15 protein-coding genes are annotated in these 16,325 nt (G+C 44.0%); 12 read left to right on the forward strand and 3 right to left on the reverse strand.

The window, feature by feature from the left end:
- Positions 1-60: 60 nt before the first annotated feature.
- Positions 61-1,665, reverse strand: a complete 1,605-nt coding sequence (locus CTT31_RS21360) for an isocitrate lyase (protein WP_039495346.1) — start codon at positions 1,663-1,665, stop codon at positions 61-63.
- 247 nt (positions 1,666-1,912) lie between these two features.
- On the opposite strand from CTT31_RS21360, the gene CTT31_RS21365 reads away from it, so the two are divergent.
- Positions 1,913-4,090, forward strand: a complete 2,178-nt coding sequence (locus tag CTT31_RS21365; RefSeq protein ID WP_260492484.1) for a malate synthase G — start codon at positions 1,913-1,915, stop codon at positions 4,088-4,090.
- Positions 4,091-4,458: 368 nt separating this feature from the next.
- Here the strand turns inward: CTT31_RS21365 and CTT31_RS21370 are convergent, their stop codons facing one another.
- A complete protein-coding gene (locus CTT31_RS21370; protein WP_260492485.1) occupies positions 4,459-4,974 on the reverse strand; it encodes a cysteine hydrolase family protein in 516 nt (171 codons plus the stop codon).
- Between the two features lie 102 nt (positions 4,975-5,076).
- Between CTT31_RS21370 and CTT31_RS21375 the strand changes: the two genes are divergently transcribed.
- The 11 genes from CTT31_RS21375 to CTT31_RS21425 all read left to right on the forward strand — a co-directional run bounded on the left by CTT31_RS21375 (position 5,077) and on the right by CTT31_RS21425 (position 15,270).
- Positions 5,077-5,988: a GlxA family transcriptional regulator gene (locus tag CTT31_RS21375; protein ID WP_260492486.1), complete on the forward strand. Its 912-nt coding sequence runs from the start codon at positions 5,077-5,079 to the stop codon at positions 5,986-5,988.
- A gap of 303 nt (positions 5,989-6,291) precedes the next feature.
- Complete coding sequence (locus tag CTT31_RS21380) at positions 6,292-6,792, forward strand: hypothetical protein (RefSeq protein ID WP_010605544.1); 501 nt, start codon at positions 6,292-6,294, stop codon at positions 6,790-6,792.
- Positions 6,785-6,997 (forward strand): helix-turn-helix transcriptional regulator, encoded by a 213-nt coding sequence (locus CTT31_RS21385; RefSeq protein WP_045988593.1) that lies wholly within the window; start codon positions 6,785-6,787, stop codon positions 6,995-6,997. Before CTT31_RS21380 ends, CTT31_RS21385 begins: the two co-directional genes overlap by 8 nt.
- Positions 6,998-7,211: 214 nt before the next feature.
- Positions 7,212-8,063, forward strand: a complete 852-nt coding sequence (locus CTT31_RS21390) for a substrate-binding periplasmic protein (protein ID WP_211856916.1) — start codon at positions 7,212-7,214, stop codon at positions 8,061-8,063.
- Between the two features lie 299 nt (positions 8,064-8,362).
- The gene (gene betI, locus CTT31_RS21395) at positions 8,363-8,953 is read left to right on the forward strand and encodes a transcriptional regulator BetI (RefSeq protein ID WP_260492487.1); all 591 of its coding nucleotides are present in this window, start codon (positions 8,363-8,365) and stop codon (positions 8,951-8,953) included.
- A gap of 1 nt (position 8,954) precedes the next feature.
- Entirely contained in the window at positions 8,955-10,418 is a 1,464-nt protein-coding gene (gene betB, locus CTT31_RS21400; protein WP_045988596.1) for a betaine-aldehyde dehydrogenase, read from the forward strand.
- A gap of 9 nt (positions 10,419-10,427) precedes the next feature.
- The gene (betA, locus tag CTT31_RS21405) at positions 10,428-12,095 is read left to right on the forward strand and encodes a choline dehydrogenase (RefSeq protein ID WP_260492488.1); all 1,668 of its coding nucleotides are present in this window, start codon (positions 10,428-10,430) and stop codon (positions 12,093-12,095) included.
- A gap of 152 nt (positions 12,096-12,247) precedes the next feature.
- Positions 12,248-13,465, forward strand: coding sequence for a choline transporter (locus CTT31_RS21410; protein WP_010376175.1), 1,218 nt, complete (start codon positions 12,248-12,250; stop codon positions 13,463-13,465).
- A 12-nt stretch (positions 13,466-13,477) separates the two neighbouring features.
- The gene (locus CTT31_RS21415) at positions 13,478-14,179 is read left to right on the forward strand and encodes a TorF family putative porin (protein ID WP_260492489.1); all 702 of its coding nucleotides are present in this window, start codon (positions 13,478-13,480) and stop codon (positions 14,177-14,179) included.
- A 101-nt stretch (positions 14,180-14,280) separates the two neighbouring features.
- Positions 14,281-14,664, forward strand: a complete 384-nt coding sequence (locus tag CTT31_RS21420; RefSeq protein WP_211856908.1) for a VOC family protein — start codon at positions 14,281-14,283, stop codon at positions 14,662-14,664.
- A gap of 297 nt (positions 14,665-14,961) precedes the next feature.
- Positions 14,962-15,270, forward strand: a complete 309-nt coding sequence (locus CTT31_RS21425) for a cupin domain-containing protein (protein ID WP_211856906.1) — start codon at positions 14,962-14,964, stop codon at positions 15,268-15,270.
- Positions 15,271-15,295: 25 nt separating this feature from the next.
- On the opposite strand, the gene CTT31_RS21430 is transcribed toward CTT31_RS21425, so the two are convergent.
- Positions 15,296-16,231 (reverse strand): LysR family transcriptional regulator, encoded by a 936-nt coding sequence (locus tag CTT31_RS21430; RefSeq protein WP_039495368.1) that lies wholly within the window; start codon positions 16,229-16,231, stop codon positions 15,296-15,298.
- Positions 16,232-16,325: the final 94 nt, after the last annotated feature.

Below are 16,325 nucleotides of genomic sequence, written 5' to 3' on the forward strand. Positions count from 1 at the left end.
AAGGGCCTGACGGCCCTTGCTGATTAAGGAACTATATAAGTCGTTATCTAAATCGAATATTTAGAACTGGTTCATGGTGTTGGCTTCACCACCTGCTTTGAGTGCGTTCTCACCAGAGAAATACTCTTTGTGCGTGTCACCGATATTAGAGCCTGCCAAGTCTTGGTGTTTAACTGATGCTTGTTCGCGACGGATTTCTTGTCGTTGCACATCGCGTACATAGGCAAGCATACCCGCGTCACCAAAATAGCCTTCAGCCAGAATATCAGTGCTGAGTGCTGCTGTATGGTAAGTTGGCAGTGTAATAAGGTGGTGGAAAATCCCCGCTTCTCTTGCCGAGTCACGCTGGAAGTTTTGCACCAGTAGATCGGCTTCTGTTGCCAATTCGGTTGCGTCTAACTCTGGCGCCATCAATACTTTTGCATCCGCGCTTGGATTTGGGTATGCCGATAAGTCTTTACCTTGCTCCTGCCATTGTTGGTATACCTGTTCACGGAATTTTAATGTCCAGTTGAACGATGGCGAGTTGTTGTATACAAGCTTAGCGTTAGGCACTTGTTCGCGAACTCGGTTAACTAGCTCGGCAATTTGCTCGATATTTGGCTTTTCGGTTTCAATCCACAATAGATCTGCGCCTGATTGAAGACTGGTTACACAGTCTAGAACCACACGATCTTTTTCCGTGCCTGCTCTGAACTGGTATAAACCGTTGTCTAAGCGAACTGGCTTTTGCAGTTCGCCACCCAATTTAATTGCCATCTCACCTTCTTGTAAGTCAGCGGCCGAGGTAACTGGCGTGGTGTCTAAATAGCTGGTGTATTGGCTCGCAAGGTCGCCCTGCGCTTTTGATACTGGCACTTTTTGCGTCAAACTTGCACCCAATGAGTCAGTGCGTGCGACGATAACGCCATCTTCAACACCAAGCTCAAGGAAAGCATATCGTACAGCGTTAATCTTAGCTAAAAAGTCCTCATGGGGAACCGTTACTTTACCTGCTTGGTGGCCACACTGTTTTGCGTCCGATACTTGGTTTTCGATTTGAATTGCACAAGCACCCGCTTCAATCATTTGTTTAGCTAATAGGTAGGTTGCTTCTTCGTTACCAAAACCGGCATCAATATCAGCAATGATAGGCACTACATGGGTTTCGAAGTTATCGATTTTGCTAAGGATCTCTGTTGTATCTTGGCCTTTTGCTCTCGCTGCATCAAGATCTTTGTAGAGATGATCTAGCTCTCGCGCATCGGCTTGCTTGAGGAAGGTGTAGATCTCTTCAATCAAAGCTGGAACCGCTGTTTTTTCATGCATACTTTGGTCAGGTAGTGGGCCAAACTCTGAGCGCAGTGCAGCAACCATCCAGCCACTTAGGTATACGTAAGAGCGTTTTGTGGTTTTATTGTGACGCTTTACTGCCATCATCATTTGTTGCGCGGTAAAACCGTGCCAACAACCAAGCGATTGCGTGTATTGGCTGCTATCTGCGTCGTACGCTGCCATGTCTTCACGCATCACTTTTGCCGTGTATTTTGCAATGTCCAAACCGGTTTTAAAACGGTTTTGTAGGTGCATACGGCTGGCATACTCAGGACTGATAGACTGCCAAGTTTTTCCTTGGCTTTGGCATAGACTAGAGAAATGATCTAACTGAGTTTGATACTGAGACATAATTAGCTTCCTTTGAACGGGTACTATAAATCAAATTAAATTCTGGTTGTTTGTTACACGAAACCAACTGGTGTGAGAGTGGTTGGCTGCGGGCTTAATTAAACACTAGGCCGATAAATTAGATTTTTTAAATTTATAGTTATTATTACGAGTATATTTTTTGTGAATGGGAAAAGGGGTTCGTTTTTCCAAAAATTGTTTTATGTTTGACCTATCCCGTTCAAAAAATGTTAATCAAGGACTCTCCATGAGCAAGTATGTCACTCATTCAGGCTTCCAAATTGCGACTCCACTGGCGCAGTTTGTTGAGCAATCTTTACTTCCCGGTACGGGGATCGCGGTCAATCAATTTTGGCAAGGCGTAGTGGATATTTTTTCGGAACTTGGGAAGCAAAACCAAGCGTTACTCAACAAACGCGATATCCTGCAACAGCAAATTGACGATTACCACCTCTCTCATCCTGATTGGCAATCTGCAGAATATCGGACATTTCTTGAATCTATCGGTTATTTGCAGCCTGAGCCTGAAGATTTTGCCATCAAAACCGAACATGTAGAGCCTGAAATTGCGAGCGCAGCCGGTCCTCAGTTAGTGGTGCCTGTCAGTAACGCAAGGTTTGCGCTCAATGCGGCGAATGCGCGTTGGGGCTCCTTGTATGATGCGCTCTATGGAACGGATGTCCTTGGCGAAGAGGATGGTGCTGAGCGTACTCAAGCCTATAATCCGAACCGTGGATTTAAAGTCATGGCTTATGCTAGGCAATTCCTCGATAAAGCACTGCCGTTGGCTGAAGGTTCTCACATAGAAAGTACGAACTACGCGATTCTAGACGGCAATTTGGTGATTACACTCAACGACAGTACCCAAGTTGCACTGCAAAAGCCTGATCAGCTAGTGGGTTATCAGGGGGAGGCACAAAATCCAAGCGCGGTATTGTTGCGCCACCATGATCTGCATATTGAGATCCAAATTGATCCACACCATCCGATCGGACAGGCAGACAAAGCCGGGATCAAAGATGTCGTCCTTGAGGCTGCACTTACGACAATCATGGATTGTGAAGACTCAGTTGCGGCGGTGGATGCACACGACAAAGTATTGGTATACCAAAATTGGTTAGGCTTGATGAAAGGGAGCTTGAGTGAGACCTTCGAAAAGTCAGGTCAATCGCTGACTCGGACGCTAAATGCCGACCGAAGTTACGTAGATACACAAGGCCAGCGTATGACACTAAAAGGTCGCTCTATGATGTTTGTGCGCAATGTTGGCCACCTAATGACAACGCCAGCGATACTGGATGCAGAAGGAAACGAGCAGTTCGAAGGGATCTTAGATGCCATCATGACAAGCACGGCTGCGCTGCACGATTTACAAGGCAATAGTCCGTTTAAAAACTCGACGGCAGCAAGTATCAATATCGTGAAGCCAAAGATGCACGGGCCTGAAGAAGTCGCTTTCACTGATACCCTATTTAGCCGAGTTGAAGCGCTGCTCTCGCTACCCAAAAATACCATTAAAATGGGGATTATGGATGAAGAACGCCGTACTTCGGTAAACTTAAAAGCGTGTATTGCTGCTGCTAAGCAGCGTGTAGTATTTATCAATACTGGCTTTTTGGATAGAACGGGCGATGAAATTCATACCTCAATGCTGGCGGGCCCTGTATTGCCCAAAGTGGCAATTAAAGGACAATCTTGGATAGCGGCCTATGAAGATCAAAACGTGGATATTGGCCTTAAAACCGGTTTTAGGAAAAAGGCACAAATAGGCAAAGGAATGTGGCCAATGCCAGATAAAATGGCGCTGATGATGGAGCAAAAGCAAGGCCATCCTGAGTCTGGTGCTAATACTGCATGGGTGCCCTCTCCTACCGCAGCAACGCTCCATGCGATGCACTATCACTATGTGGATGTGTTTGCACGCCAACTTGAGATAAAAACACGTCAGCAAGCATCGCTTGATAACTTACTTACGCCCCCGCTGATGTTAGAAAACGATTTGTCTGCGGAGGATATTCAAGCCGAATTAGACAATAATGCGCAGGGCATTTTGGGCTACGTGGTGCGCTGGATAGACCAAGGCGTAGGTTGCTCAAAAGTGCCTGATATCAATCACGTTGGATTAATGGAAGACAGAGCAACGCTTAGGATCTCAAGCCAGCATATCGCTAACTGGTTATATCATGGCATTTGTAGCGAAGAACAAGTAGAAAAAACCTTTAGACGCATGGCCGCTGTTGTAGATGGTCAAAACGAAGGTGACAGCCTCTACCAACCAATGCTCAATGACCATAAACCGCTTAGTGAAAACCTCGCCTATAAAGCGGCGTTATCTTTGGTATTTGAAGGCCGAGTACAACCCAATGGTTACACCGAGCCGCTACTTCACGCTTATCGACAAGCCTACAAATCGCAGGCTAGTTAGCACCTTTTCATTTCGATGTCACTCAAATCAAGGCTGGTCAATCCAGCCTTTTTGGTTTTTCTGCTTGTGTCGAGGTAAACCTCGACCTACGTTGGATTTGTAGGTCGTGATTTATCACGACGAGCTTTTTCATCTGGATTGTTAAGGTGCTTGTCGAGATATGTGTTGAGATACGTGTCGAGGTAAACCTCGACCTACGTTGGGTTCGTAGGTCGTGATTTATCACGACGAGCTTCTTCATCGAGGATTATTTAGGTGCTTGTCGAGGTTTTTGTTGAGATATGTGTCGAGGCAAGCCTCGACCTACGTTGGGTTTGTAGGTCGTGATTTATCACGACGAGCTTCTATTTATATCTCGCAGTTATAGGCTATATTTGCGACACGGTAATCAAAGGTACTCGTGTTGAAACACCGTTGAGTGCAATTTTGTGGATCATTTCATCTATGGTAGTGCAGCAATCACTGAGAATGTAGACATTGTACTGCTCCGCCGATTTCGATAGCGCGGTATGGGTTACACAGTTTTGTGTCATCATGCCGCAGATATATAAAGTGTCGATACCTTTAGATTGGAGCAAATCGTTTAAGGAGGTTTGCTCAAAGCTGTCGGCGTAGGACTTTACGATATGGTGGCCGTTTTCTCGCGCTTGGCGTAGGCCATTATGAAGCTCTACACCGCTTGTGTCGGCATTGAAAAATGGTGCTTTTCCTTGCTCTGGATTAGCTATGTGCTGGACATAAATGACTTCCATATTTTGCTCTGCTGCTTTTTTGATAGCTGAATTGATGTTTGCTAGTGTATTTTTGGTATTCCATAGCGGGAAAAGCCCTCCAGGAAAGTAGTCATTTTGAATGTCGATCACCAATAGTGCGCTGTTGTTCATTTTTTTACCTCGTTAGTTAATTTGCAGAGGTATTGTGCTGGAGTTGTAACTTTGACTGGAGTGTCTAAAATGACATTTTTGAGTTCAAATTCGACAACGTAGATGAAACCAATCAAAGTGGCGATTTGTCACTATCCTTATGCGATGAAGTCGGCTGTGTATGGTCTAGAAGAGTTGTTTTTTCTAGCAGATAGAATTTGTATCGAAGAGTCACAGGATACCCGCTTTACAGCACATGTTGTCACCTTTAGTAGTGCTGTAAAGGGGGATTACAATATTGTGTTATTGCCGCCGAGTGTTAGTTCTGATTACTACCTCAAACCTGAACCTCAATTACTTGCTTGGTTAACCGAGCAGCACCAACGAGGTGCAGTTATCGCTTCTGCTTGTGCGGGGGCTTTTATACTTGCGGCCTCGAGGCTAAGTCATCAGCGCTTACTTACCACGCATTGGGGGTTAACTGAGGCATTCAAACGGCACTTTCCTAACCAGCCTATCGATACGCGAAAAATTTTAATCGATCACAATGATATTATGTCGGCTGGCGGTATGATGTCATGGCTTGATCTTGGATTAGAGCTAGTCAAAAAATATAGCGGTCACTTAGTCATGCGCAAGTTAGGCAAAACGCTTGTCGTAGATACGGCTCAGCGGGAGCAGAGCTACTATCATCAATTTCAGCCAAACTTTCAACATGGTGATGATGCTGTGCTGCGCGCTCAGCAATACATTAACACCCATTATGGTCGCAATATTTCAATTACAGAACTAGCTGATATCGCTCTACTTACGCAAAGAACCTTACAGCGACGTTTTGCTAAGGTGCTCGGACTCAACCCAAATCAATATCTGCAACGGTTTCGGGTGCAGAAAATGTGTGATTTATTAGAAAGCACGAGTAAGCCATTTGATTGGATTGCGCACCAAGTCGGATACGAGGATACGACAGCCTGCCGCAAGGTGTTTAATAAGTGTATGGGCTTAACACCAAGCGAGTTTCGAAAACGTTTCTAGTTAACCGAACCCGGGATAACAACTTGTTCTTTAGCAGCTGTTATCCCTTACTACTGCGTTAAGTTTGCTTGCAATAGGCCAGCTATTGACGCACAAATTTGCCTTGTATTAAGAAATAACTTCTGGCTAGAGTGATATTACACTTTTGAGCTTAGGTATTTTAGTTTAATAACTAACTTCTTATCCCAAGTTCAGGTTGGTTATTTAAACTTGACTTAAAGTAAAAAATGTTTGACTTATGGTTGGGCAAAGCTTACGCTTTTAATGTAAAAAATACTTAACCTTGAGTAAAGTGAGGGTAACATGGAAAGCAACAATAAGATTAAAGCGTTTTTAGACTCGTTGAGTTTCCGTGACTTAACGATTGCGATAGAGTTTTTGGTAACAGGTTATATCTTGTATTTTTATTTAGGCGAAATAACAGCGGCTACAGAACAGTTACGTCAAGATCCGAGTTGGGTATCAGGATTGTTGCTCAAGGTGATTGTTATTTCTATCGTGACATCTATTGCAGGTCAGCTGCTACTGAGCTTTGTTAGTGATAAAGATATGGATAAGCCGTTAGATGAACGTGAAAAATTGATTGCGCTATCTGGGTGCAAACCTGCCTACTGGGTGCTTCAGGTTGGTGTGTGTATCTCTATTTTCCAGTATTCTGCCGAAGCGCAAGATTGGTCGCAAGCGCTTCCTTTTGAACTACCATTTGCACCACTTCATATTTTAGTGATTGCATTTTTGCTGGCTGAATTGGTCGGTTATGGAACTCAGCTCGTCAAAGCTCGTTTGGGAGCTGTGTATGGCTGATTTACCAATAAAAAACAAAATCAGAATGCTGCGTTTTATGAGCGGTGAAATGACACAAAAAGAGCTTGCTGAGCGAGTGGGTGTTACGAGACAAACGATTATGGCGATCGAGGCTGCAAAATACTCACCTTCGCTCGAAGTAGCATTTAAGATAGCGCATGTATTTAATGTCTCTATTGAAGAAGTATTCGAATATCAGCCATAAAGTGCCAAAACAAGCGTGATGTAAAGGGGGTTTACGTCACGCTTTTTTGTTTCTGTGAGCACGGATACGTTTTTTGATTTAAATAGTTTAATAATTAGGCATTGTAATCTAGGCTTTAGGTAAATATATTGTTACTACTAAAGATAGTGCCTATGCAATGAACAGAGTCGTCATGTTATAAGGCCGATTGTCATAGACTTGCTCACGAGGTGTCATGGTTAAGCAGTACATATCAGTGAATAACTTGATTGGCACGATTATTTTGGTGTGGGGCTTGGTAATTCCCCCTGCCAGTGCAAGTGAATGCAGTAAAACGGTGAATATCGGCGTTGTTGCCGATTGGCCGCCATTAACTGTATTTGATGAGCTTGGACCTTGGGGCCTAGACGTAGACATTGCCGAAATGGTGTTCCAGCATGTTGCCGTGTGTACCACCTATATTCGCCTCCCTTCCAGCGCTCGCACTTTTGAAGAGATGTCAAAAGGAGTGATAGATGTCGCGGTAATGGTTAGCTACACTAAAGATAGAGAAGCATACGGAGATTTCTCTCTGCCCTACCGTTTTGAACGTATGCGATTATTCTCGTTATCACCTCCCACAGCGCTTGCCGATCTCGCTTCATTACTAAAGCAATCGAAAACCATAGGGTTAAGCATCGGATCTTACTATGGAGAGGAACTTAATAAGCTTAAACAAGATCCCCGCTATAAAGATCAATTTGTGAGTATTGCCAGTGCGCAGCGGCGGGTTGAAATGCTAATGAAAGCGCGCGTTGATTTTATTGTGGATGATATGATCACGGGGAACTATTTTATTAAAGAGCGAGGACTTGACGCTGCACAGGCTTGGCCTTATGTGGTACATGATAACCAAGTACATTTTTTGCTGCGTAAAAATGTTTTTAGTGCGAGGCTGAAAAGTAAAATTGATGAGGCGATCTTAGCGCTTAAGCCTAAGATTGAATTGTTAGTGGCGAGTTATCAGTCAAACGCGTCTTTTGGGGTTTCAACTGTCTCAAATAGATTTCCTAGTTACCAATCGTTACCGCTTTCAAATCTTAACTAGCAAGGATGTTTAGTCTTACTCAGTTCCATTATTTGATTCGGTTTTGATTGTTTTATAGTCAAACCAAGCTTAATCAAATTGTCACATCAAAACGGTAAATTATCGCAAATACCTGCAAAATCTCAGATTTTTTAAAATTTTTTAAGATTTTTTGTAATCCTTTAAAACCCCTTAGCTATCATGGGATTAACCTAGGTACAAACGTCAAAAATTTGGCTTTTTACAAAAAGTCAACCTTGAAGTCTCATCTTTATCACCCTAAGATTTATTTTAATTGAACGGTCAATTAATAAAAAGCTATGCCAAAAGTCGGAATGGAACCTGTTCGTCGTCAGCAGCTAATTGACGCCACTTTAGAGTCAGTTGCCGAGTTAGGATTACAAGCAACCACGATTAATAGTATCAGTAAAAGAGCCGGTCTCTCATCAGGGATCATCAGCCACTATTTTGGTGGTAAACAAGGCTTGATTGAAGCAACCGTGCGCTATCTATTAAACAACTTGAAATACAGTTTGTTGGACAAGACCTACGGAGGTTGTGGTGCCGAGCAGCGACTCATGTATATCGTAGAAGCTAACTTTGCCATGGTGCAGCAGCAGTCAAATACGACGCGCACTTGGTTGAGTTTCTGGGCGCAGTCCATGCACGATGACGAGCTACACCGACTACAGCGTGTTAACAGTCGCCGTCTGCAGAGTAACCTAGCGACTTCGTTTGCTGCTTTTATGCCGCGAGCACAGGCAAAAGAAGCGGCTGAGCTTGCCGCCGGTATGATTGACGGACTCTGGTTAAGAGCTGTGCTAAGCAAAGCTGACCATCATGCGTTTCATCACAGTGAAACGCTCGCAAAACGCTACATTCAATCACTTATTAAGCAGTTTGGAGGATAATGTGACAGTCCCTGTATATCAAAATTTTATTCATGGCCAGTTCTTGGCAAACCACTCAGGCGAAAAGTTTGCAGTAAAAAATCCAGCAACGGATGAAGTGATCTATGAGGTAGAGGTTGCTGACAGTCATGTTCAGCAAGCTGCGATTGAAAGTGCTAAAGCGGGCTTTGCATTATGGTCAGCGATGGCGCCAATTGAGCGTAGTCGTGTTTTACATAAAGCGGTATCTCTGTTGCGCGAGCGCAATGATGAGCTTGCTAAGATTGAAGTGTTAGATACAGGTAAACCTTGGCAAGAGGCTGAATGTGTAGACATTCAAACTGGCGCTGATGTGATTGAATATTTTGCAGGGTTGGCTCCCGCTCAAGTTGGCACTCAGCAGCCAGTGGGAGGGGACTTTTTCTATACTCGTAAAGAGCCCTTGGGGATTTGTGCAGGCATTGGCGCGTGGAATTATCCACTGCAAATTGCGTGTTGGAAATCAGGCCCTGCACTTGCCGCTGGTAACGCCCTCATTTTCAAGCCATCGGAAGAAACACCACTAGGCGCGATTAAGCTGGCCGAAATCTTTATTGAAGCCGGTGTCCCTGCGGGCGTATTCAATGTGGTGCAAGGTGCCGCTGAGGTGGGCCAATGGCTTACTACCAGCCCTGATATTGAAAAAGTATCGTTCACCGGTGAAGTGGGAACTGGCAAAAAAGTAATGCAAAGTGCGGCAAGCAATTTAAAAGAAGTGACGATGGAGCTAGGCGGCAAATCACCGCTTATCGTTTTTGAAGATGCTGATATCTCTCAAGCGATAAGTGCCGCGATGTTGGGCAACTTCTACACCCAAGGTGAAGTGTGTACCAACTGCACACGCGTATTTGTTCAGCGTAAGGTTTACGACGCCTTTTTAGCTGAGTTAAAGCAGCGTACTGAACAAAATATCATCGCGGGCGATCCGCTCGATCCAAACGTAAATCTTGGCGCTCTAATCTCAAAGCAGCATCACACACTGGTGATGGATTACATTGCAAAAGGCAAAGCTGAAGGCGCAACCGTACTGACCGGTGGTGAGGCACTTAGTCCTGAAACGGCGCCAAACGGCTACTTTGTCGCACCGACCGTATTTATCGACTGTCATGATGATATGACCATAGTGAAAGAAGAGATCTTTGGTCCAGTGATGTCGGTATTGGTATTCGATGACGAGGAAGAAGTGATTCAACGTGCAAACAACACCCACTTAGGTTTGGCTGCAGGTGTATTTAGTAAAGATATTCAACGTGCACACCGTGTCATCCACCAGCTAGAAGCTGGTATTTGTTGGATCAATAGTTATGGCAACTCACCCGCCGAAATGCCCGTTGGAGGCTATAAGCAGTCGGGCATTGGCCGCGAAAATGGTATCGAGACGCTAGATCAATATACTCAGACTAAGTCCGTGTATGTAGGTATGAGCGATATTGAAAGTCCATTTTAATCGAGGAGTATGATGACTGATTTTGATTATATTATTGTAGGTGCAGGTTCTGCAGGCTGTGTGCTTGCAAACCGCCTATCGGAAAATCCAGCGCACAAAGTGCTACTACTCGAAACTGGCGGTAGTGATAAGAGTATTTTTATTCAGATGCCAACCGCGCTATCTATTCCAATGAATACCGATAAATATGCTTGGCAGTTCCATACCGAGCCCGAGCCGCACTTAGACAATCGCGTTATGCATTGTCCTCGCGGCAAGGTACTTGGTGGTTCATCGTCAATCAATGGCATGGTGTACGTTCGAGGTCATGCTAAAGACTTTGACGAGTGGCAAGACAGTGGTGCACAAGGTTGGGATTATCAGTCTTGTTTGCCTTACTTCAAGCGCGCTGAATCTTGGTATTTAGGTGGCGATGAATACCGTGGTGAGCAAGGTCCGCTTGGCACCAATAATGGTAATGAAATGGCAAACCCGCTCTATCGCGCCTTTATTAGCGCCGGTGAGCAAGCGGGTTATGCGTTTACTAAAGACTATAACGGTGAGCAGCAAGAAGGCTTTGGGCCAATGCATATGACCGTCAAAGGTGGTAAACGTTGCTCGTCTAGCCGAGCCTATTTAGACCCCATTAAACATCGCAGCAACCTCACCATAGTCACGGGTGCCTTGGTACAAAAAGTACAGTTAGATGGCAAAACCGCTACAGGCGTTGAATACAGTGTGAAAGGAAACCTGAAAAAAGCGAATGCAGCGAAGGAAGTGATCCTAAGTGCAGGTTCAATCGGTTCACCGCACTTATTACAATTATCTGGCATTGGCGATAAAGAAGCGTTGACTGCCGCAGGCGTTGAAGTAAAACACCATTTACCCGGAGTGGGCAAAAACCTTCAAGATCACTTGGAGTTTTATTTCCAATATAAGTGTAAGCAGCCTATCACCTTAAACGGCAAGCTGGGGTTAATTTCTAAAGGTTTGATCGGTGCAAGATGGTTGCTTGATAAATCAGGTCTTGGCGCGACCAATCACTTTGAATCTTGTGCCTTTATTCGTTCGAAAGCAGGCGTTGAGTGGCCAGATCTTCAGTACCACTTTTTACCTGCGGCCATTCGCTACGATGGTAAAAGTGCCTTTGATGGTCACGGGTTCCAAGTTCATGTCGGCCACAATAAACCAAAGAGCCGTGGTGAAGTAACGATTAAATCAGCAGATCCAACGGTGGCGCCTAAAATACGGTTTAATTACCTAGCTGAACAAGAAGACATCGAAGGGTTTAGAGCATGTGTCAGATTGACTCGTGAAATCATTGAGCAGAGTGCGTTTGATGACTTTCGGGAGAGCGAGATCCAACCAGGTGAGCATATCCAAACCGATGAAGAAATCGATGCCTTTGTGCGTCAAGCGGTAGAAAGTGCTTATCATCCTTCTTGTTCATGCAAAATGGGTGAGGATGAAATGGCGGTTGTTGATTCACAAACCCGTGTGCACGGTGTAAAGGGGCTACGTGTTGTGGATTCATCTATTTTCCCGACCATTCCAAACGGTAACCTCAACGCGCCGACTATTATGGTCGCGGAAAAAGCAGCGGATATGATTTTAGGCAATTCGCCACTTGCCGCTGAGGGAGCAAACGTTGCTATGACACAAAACTGGCAGCAGGTTCAACGTAGTTCGGAGATCTAGTTTCGCCACTCGTATGGGAAAGTTCGTGCCCCATATGAGGCCTGCAGTGGCATGCAGTGCAAATCGTTTGCACTGCATTAATGCGGGAATAATGTAAATAAAAACAACGGAGAAAAAAATGAGTTACTTCTATCAATTTTGGGAGGGTGACAATGACAGTATGGCTTAGTGCAGGCATCATTTTCACCCTATTGGCAATTGCCTTTATTTTATTGAAGTGGGGGAATTTACAGTGCGTTGGTGTTACACCGGTTAAAACGTTCACTTTTATTGCAATCTTATTTACTTCTGGCCTAGATGTTGGCCTGATCATGTTTCCGCTTACGGAGTTTGCGGGTTACGCAGACATAAAAGCAAGCCCAGAGTATGCATTTACTAATCCGCTGGCCATAGAGTTTGGCTTTTGGGGATTTTTAATCTGGGGGTTCTACTTTCTTACGTGCTTTTATTTCTGCGTAATAGAGCCCAAAGTGAAATTCTTTGAAATTCCTTGGGTTAAATTCATTAATAACCTAGTTATTATCGGTACTTGTGCGTTTACCGCATTCTTATTGTTGTCTAATCTACCTTGGTATTTGCCAAGCTTAGGTGACGGTGAGTCGGTTATTCCTAGTTTCTATTTGATAGTGTTTGCGGCGATTGCTTTTGCGGTTTATTCAAGCACCAGCCTGAAGTACGTGCGCTTTTTAAGCATTACGACGACTTGGGTCTTTATCGGTTTAATCGCCTTTATGTGGGCGTCAGCGTTTGTCTTTGGTGACAGTGCAATGTCGAGTTATACCAACAACTTGGCGCTGATCGGTGGCTATTTTACTAATTTAGATCAGTTTGTGCTGCCACTGAATGACTATCACGAGTTCTATCTATTCTGGTGGTTTGCGTGGAGTATCATGATTGGGCAATTCACATCGCGTTTTGTCGGTGGTTTGAAAACCTATCAAGTGCTAGCGGCGATGTTGATTTTCCCGTCTATTCCAATCGCAGCATGGTTTAGTGTGCTTTATCACTACCATGAGGCTGGGATCCCAACTGCGGGTATTAAAAACTTTGCAATGGTCTTTGTTGGCGTGGTGTTTGTAATTAACTCACTCGACTCTTTGATCCGCCTATATACAGACAACCTAAACCTTACAGTTAGCCGTTTAGGAAAAAGAAACTATATTTTATTTAATATCGTGGCGTTATCACTGCTTACGCTGTTATTTAAACTAAACTTTTTACAGATCCAATGGGTTGGTGCGTTAGTCATAGGCTTGTTCTTCTCATGTTTTGGTTACATTGCATATAGCAAATACAAAACCGTGAGCAAGATTGATAGCTCGCCAAAAGACAACCTTATCGACTTTAGAAAAATTGAATCTGTAAACTAGGGATACAACTACATGACAACTTTAAAGAAAACACTTTGTGCACTCCCACTGGTACTCGCGTCTAACTATGCGGCGGCAGACTGGTCTGCAACGCTTACAGGTGCATCTGACTATACCTTTAACGGTGTGAGTCAAACGCAAAATGATCCAGCTCTACAAGGCAGCATCGATAAAGCCTTTGCTAATGGCGTGTATGCTGGGAGCTGGGCGTCTAACGTCGATTTTGGTGATGACACGTATCTAGAGTGGGACTTTTATGTTGGCCGCTTTATCGAGCTGAACCAAAGCTGGAGCCTTGACTATGGTATTGCTTACTATTCTTATCATGGTGGTGACAACTCAAGCGATGGTAACTACCCAGAGATCTATACTAAGTTTGGTTACGCGAGTGAGTTTGGCCAAACTGAGTTTAATTTTTGGTACAGCTGGGATTATTTCGGAACTGAAGCGGGTCATACTATTGCGATGGTAGCACATACTTTTGAAATTGCAGAAGGTCATGCACTACGAGCAAGCTTTGATATTTCCAATTCATTGGATGGCGATAAATATACGTGGGATGGTAACGATAAGTCTTACAATCACTATCGCCTTGCTTACCAAACTGCATTTAAAGGGTTTGATATTGAAGTGGCAGCTGAAAACACGAGCTTAGATTGGGACACGGCTGATGAACGTATCGTACTTTCTGTGTCGAGAACATTTGATTTATAACTCGCATTAAGATGTGATGATTGTAATACCAGCCTAACCTAGGCTGGTATTTTTTTGCCTACAAGGCACAATGATTCAGTATTGTTATAAGGATGATGATTATGAATCTTAACCAAGTTACCCTGCCCGTTGATAATATGGATGCAGCTTGTCAATTCTATCGAACGCTAGGTTTTACTCAAATTGTTGATACACCTCACTATGCTCGATTTGAATGCCCTGAAGGTAATGCAACCTTCTCGTTATCTTTAGAAACGCCTCCCATCAAGAATGGTGCGGTTATTTACTTTGAGCATGAACAGTTAGATGAGTGGGTCACTGAGCTTGAGGCCCGGGGTATCGTATTTGAGCAACTGCCTACAGAGCAGCGCTATCTGTGGCGAGAAGCCATACTGTTTGACCCCGCAGGGAACAAGATCAAATTATACTGGGCTGGTGAAAATCGACTGGATCCTCCTTGGCGTGTGGAACTTAAAGGATTTTAGTAAGTTCATTCTTGTTTATTTAATGTTAAAATTTGTTTTACAAACATTGTTAAATTGTGTAACTTTAATGGTGACTGTACAACTGGGTAAGAAGTCCGAGTGGAGTCGCTTAAGTTAGGGGATTTTTCACCAATCGCCTGATGGATTGTTTTGAAAGATTGAGAACGACGTATTGAACATTTCTACAGATCAAGTTGTACCATTCTCCCAATTTGCCGTTACCAGATAAACGGATGTGCTGTTGCGGCAAATTATTTCTCTATCCTTGACTAATTGCTAGGCCCAAGTTTCAAACTTATGAACTTTCTAAAAGGTATTCCAGCTGATGTAACCGAAGAAATTTTTGAAACGGTGCTGTCTCGTCCAAATATTCGTATTGAACGGATAGTATCAAACGGTCATACCTCGCCAAGCTCTGGATATTACGATCAAGACGAAAACGAATGGGTATTGGTATTAAAGGGCTGTGGTGAGTTGACTTTTGATGATGGTAAAATAGTAACCTTAAAGGCGGGTGATAGTCTTAATATTCCCGCACATCAAAAGCATAAAGTAAGTTATACAGACACTTCTGAGCCAACTATATGGCTCGCCATCTTTTATTAACTACCAAAGTTCAACTGAGCGAAGCTTAGATAAAACTAAAGTCGCCAACAAACACTTGGTTGTCGTTGGAAACTTGGGTAAACCACTCTTTTAGGCTTTCAATGGCAGCGGTTGTTTTTGCCGCAACGGTATCGCGATGCGGCGTCACGGCGTAAACGCTATATTTTTGTAATGACCACTCTGAACATAGCCGTTTTAGCCTCCCTGATGAAAGGTGGTGCCTAATTTCTGGTTCAGGTAATACCCCATAGCCAATGCCATCTAGGGTGAGCTGAATACAAGCCTGCATATTATTCACCATAAAGCGCGCTGCCGGCAGCGCTATTTGCTGGTGGGTTTGTTGGTGGCTCAAATGGTAAGGGTTTTGTTTACTACTCGAATGACCAATCAAGGCGTGAGGCGCTAAGCTGTCTGGGTGCGATATATTGAGTTGTGCCAGTGGATGATGGCAACTGACACAGGGGATTAGTTGCCAGTCAGCAAGGTGACGGGCAATAAGGTTTGAGTCCTGTAAAGGGCCTATACAGATAGCTAAGTCAACGCCTTCAGTGATGATATCGATGGGTTCGTCGGTTAAGATCAAATCAACTTTTATTTGTGGAAACTGCTCACTCAAGTAGCGCAGTGGCTTACTGAGTAGCCCTCCTCCAAACCCGATGGGGGCAGAGATCTTCAATATGCCAGAAGGCGTATGTTGTAATAACTCGAGTTCATGCTCCGCTTGCTCTGCGGTTTGCAGTATTTGTATCGCGGATTTGTAATAGATAGAGCCCGCTTCTGTGAGCGTGAGGTTACGAGTATTTCGATTAAATAAACTTAGGCCTATGTCTTGCTCTAATTTGCTGATCTGCTGGCTGACAGCCGAGGTGGTCATATGCAATAAGTCAGCGGCTTTACTCATACTGCCAGCTTCTACTGTTTTTGCGAACACTTTAAGTCCGCGAGTCAATTTCTGATTCATTGTTAAGACCTGCTTAAAATACCTTTAAGAAAAACCGCATTGCTCCAAAATACGCAATCATCATACCATTACAAATGAAAATAATTGTTATTTG

This window comes from Pseudoalteromonas maricaloris (genome assembly GCF_024746855.1).
Classification (GTDB): domain Bacteria; phylum Pseudomonadota; class Gammaproteobacteria; order Enterobacterales; family Alteromonadaceae; genus Pseudoalteromonas; species Pseudoalteromonas maricaloris.

What these genes read in the sequence shown, in the direction of transcription:
- CTT31_RS21430 (WP_039495368.1), bottom strand. Translation starts at nt 16,231, where the DNA reads ATGAATCAGAAATTGACTCGCGGACTTAAAGTGTTCGCAAAAACAGTA.
- CTT31_RS21360 (WP_039495346.1), bottom strand. Translation starts at nt 1,665, where the DNA reads ATGTCTCAGTATCAAACTCAGTTAGATCATTTCTCTAGTCTATGCCAA.
- CTT31_RS21380 (WP_010605544.1), top strand. Translation starts at nt 6,292, where the DNA reads ATGGAAAGCAACAATAAGATTAAAGCGTTTTTAGACTCGTTGAGTTTC.
- CTT31_RS21420 (WP_211856908.1), top strand. Translation starts at nt 14,281, where the DNA reads ATGAATCTTAACCAAGTTACCCTGCCCGTTGATAATATGGATGCAGCT.
- CTT31_RS21370 (WP_260492485.1), bottom strand. Translation starts at nt 4,974, where the DNA reads ATGAACAACAGCGCACTATTGGTGATCGACATTCAAAATGACTACTTT.
- CTT31_RS21375 (WP_260492486.1), top strand. Translation starts at nt 5,077, where the DNA reads ATGAAACCAATCAAAGTGGCGATTTGTCACTATCCTTATGCGATGAAG.
- CTT31_RS21385 (WP_045988593.1), top strand. Translation starts at nt 6,785, where the DNA reads ATGGCTGATTTACCAATAAAAAACAAAATCAGAATGCTGCGTTTTATG.
- CTT31_RS21410 (WP_010376175.1), top strand. Translation starts at nt 12,248, where the DNA reads ATGACAGTATGGCTTAGTGCAGGCATCATTTTCACCCTATTGGCAATT.
- CTT31_RS21415 (WP_260492489.1), top strand. Translation starts at nt 13,478, where the DNA reads ATGACAACTTTAAAGAAAACACTTTGTGCACTCCCACTGGTACTCGCG.
- betA (WP_260492488.1), top strand. Translation starts at nt 10,428, where the DNA reads ATGATGACTGATTTTGATTATATTATTGTAGGTGCAGGTTCTGCAGGC.
- CTT31_RS21390 (WP_211856916.1), top strand. Translation starts at nt 7,212, where the DNA reads ATGGTTAAGCAGTACATATCAGTGAATAACTTGATTGGCACGATTATT.
- betI (WP_260492487.1), top strand. Translation starts at nt 8,363, where the DNA reads ATGCCAAAAGTCGGAATGGAACCTGTTCGTCGTCAGCAGCTAATTGAC.
- CTT31_RS21425 (WP_211856906.1), top strand. Translation starts at nt 14,962, where the DNA reads ATGAACTTTCTAAAAGGTATTCCAGCTGATGTAACCGAAGAAATTTTT.
- CTT31_RS21365 (WP_260492484.1), top strand. Translation starts at nt 1,913, where the DNA reads ATGAGCAAGTATGTCACTCATTCAGGCTTCCAAATTGCGACTCCACTG.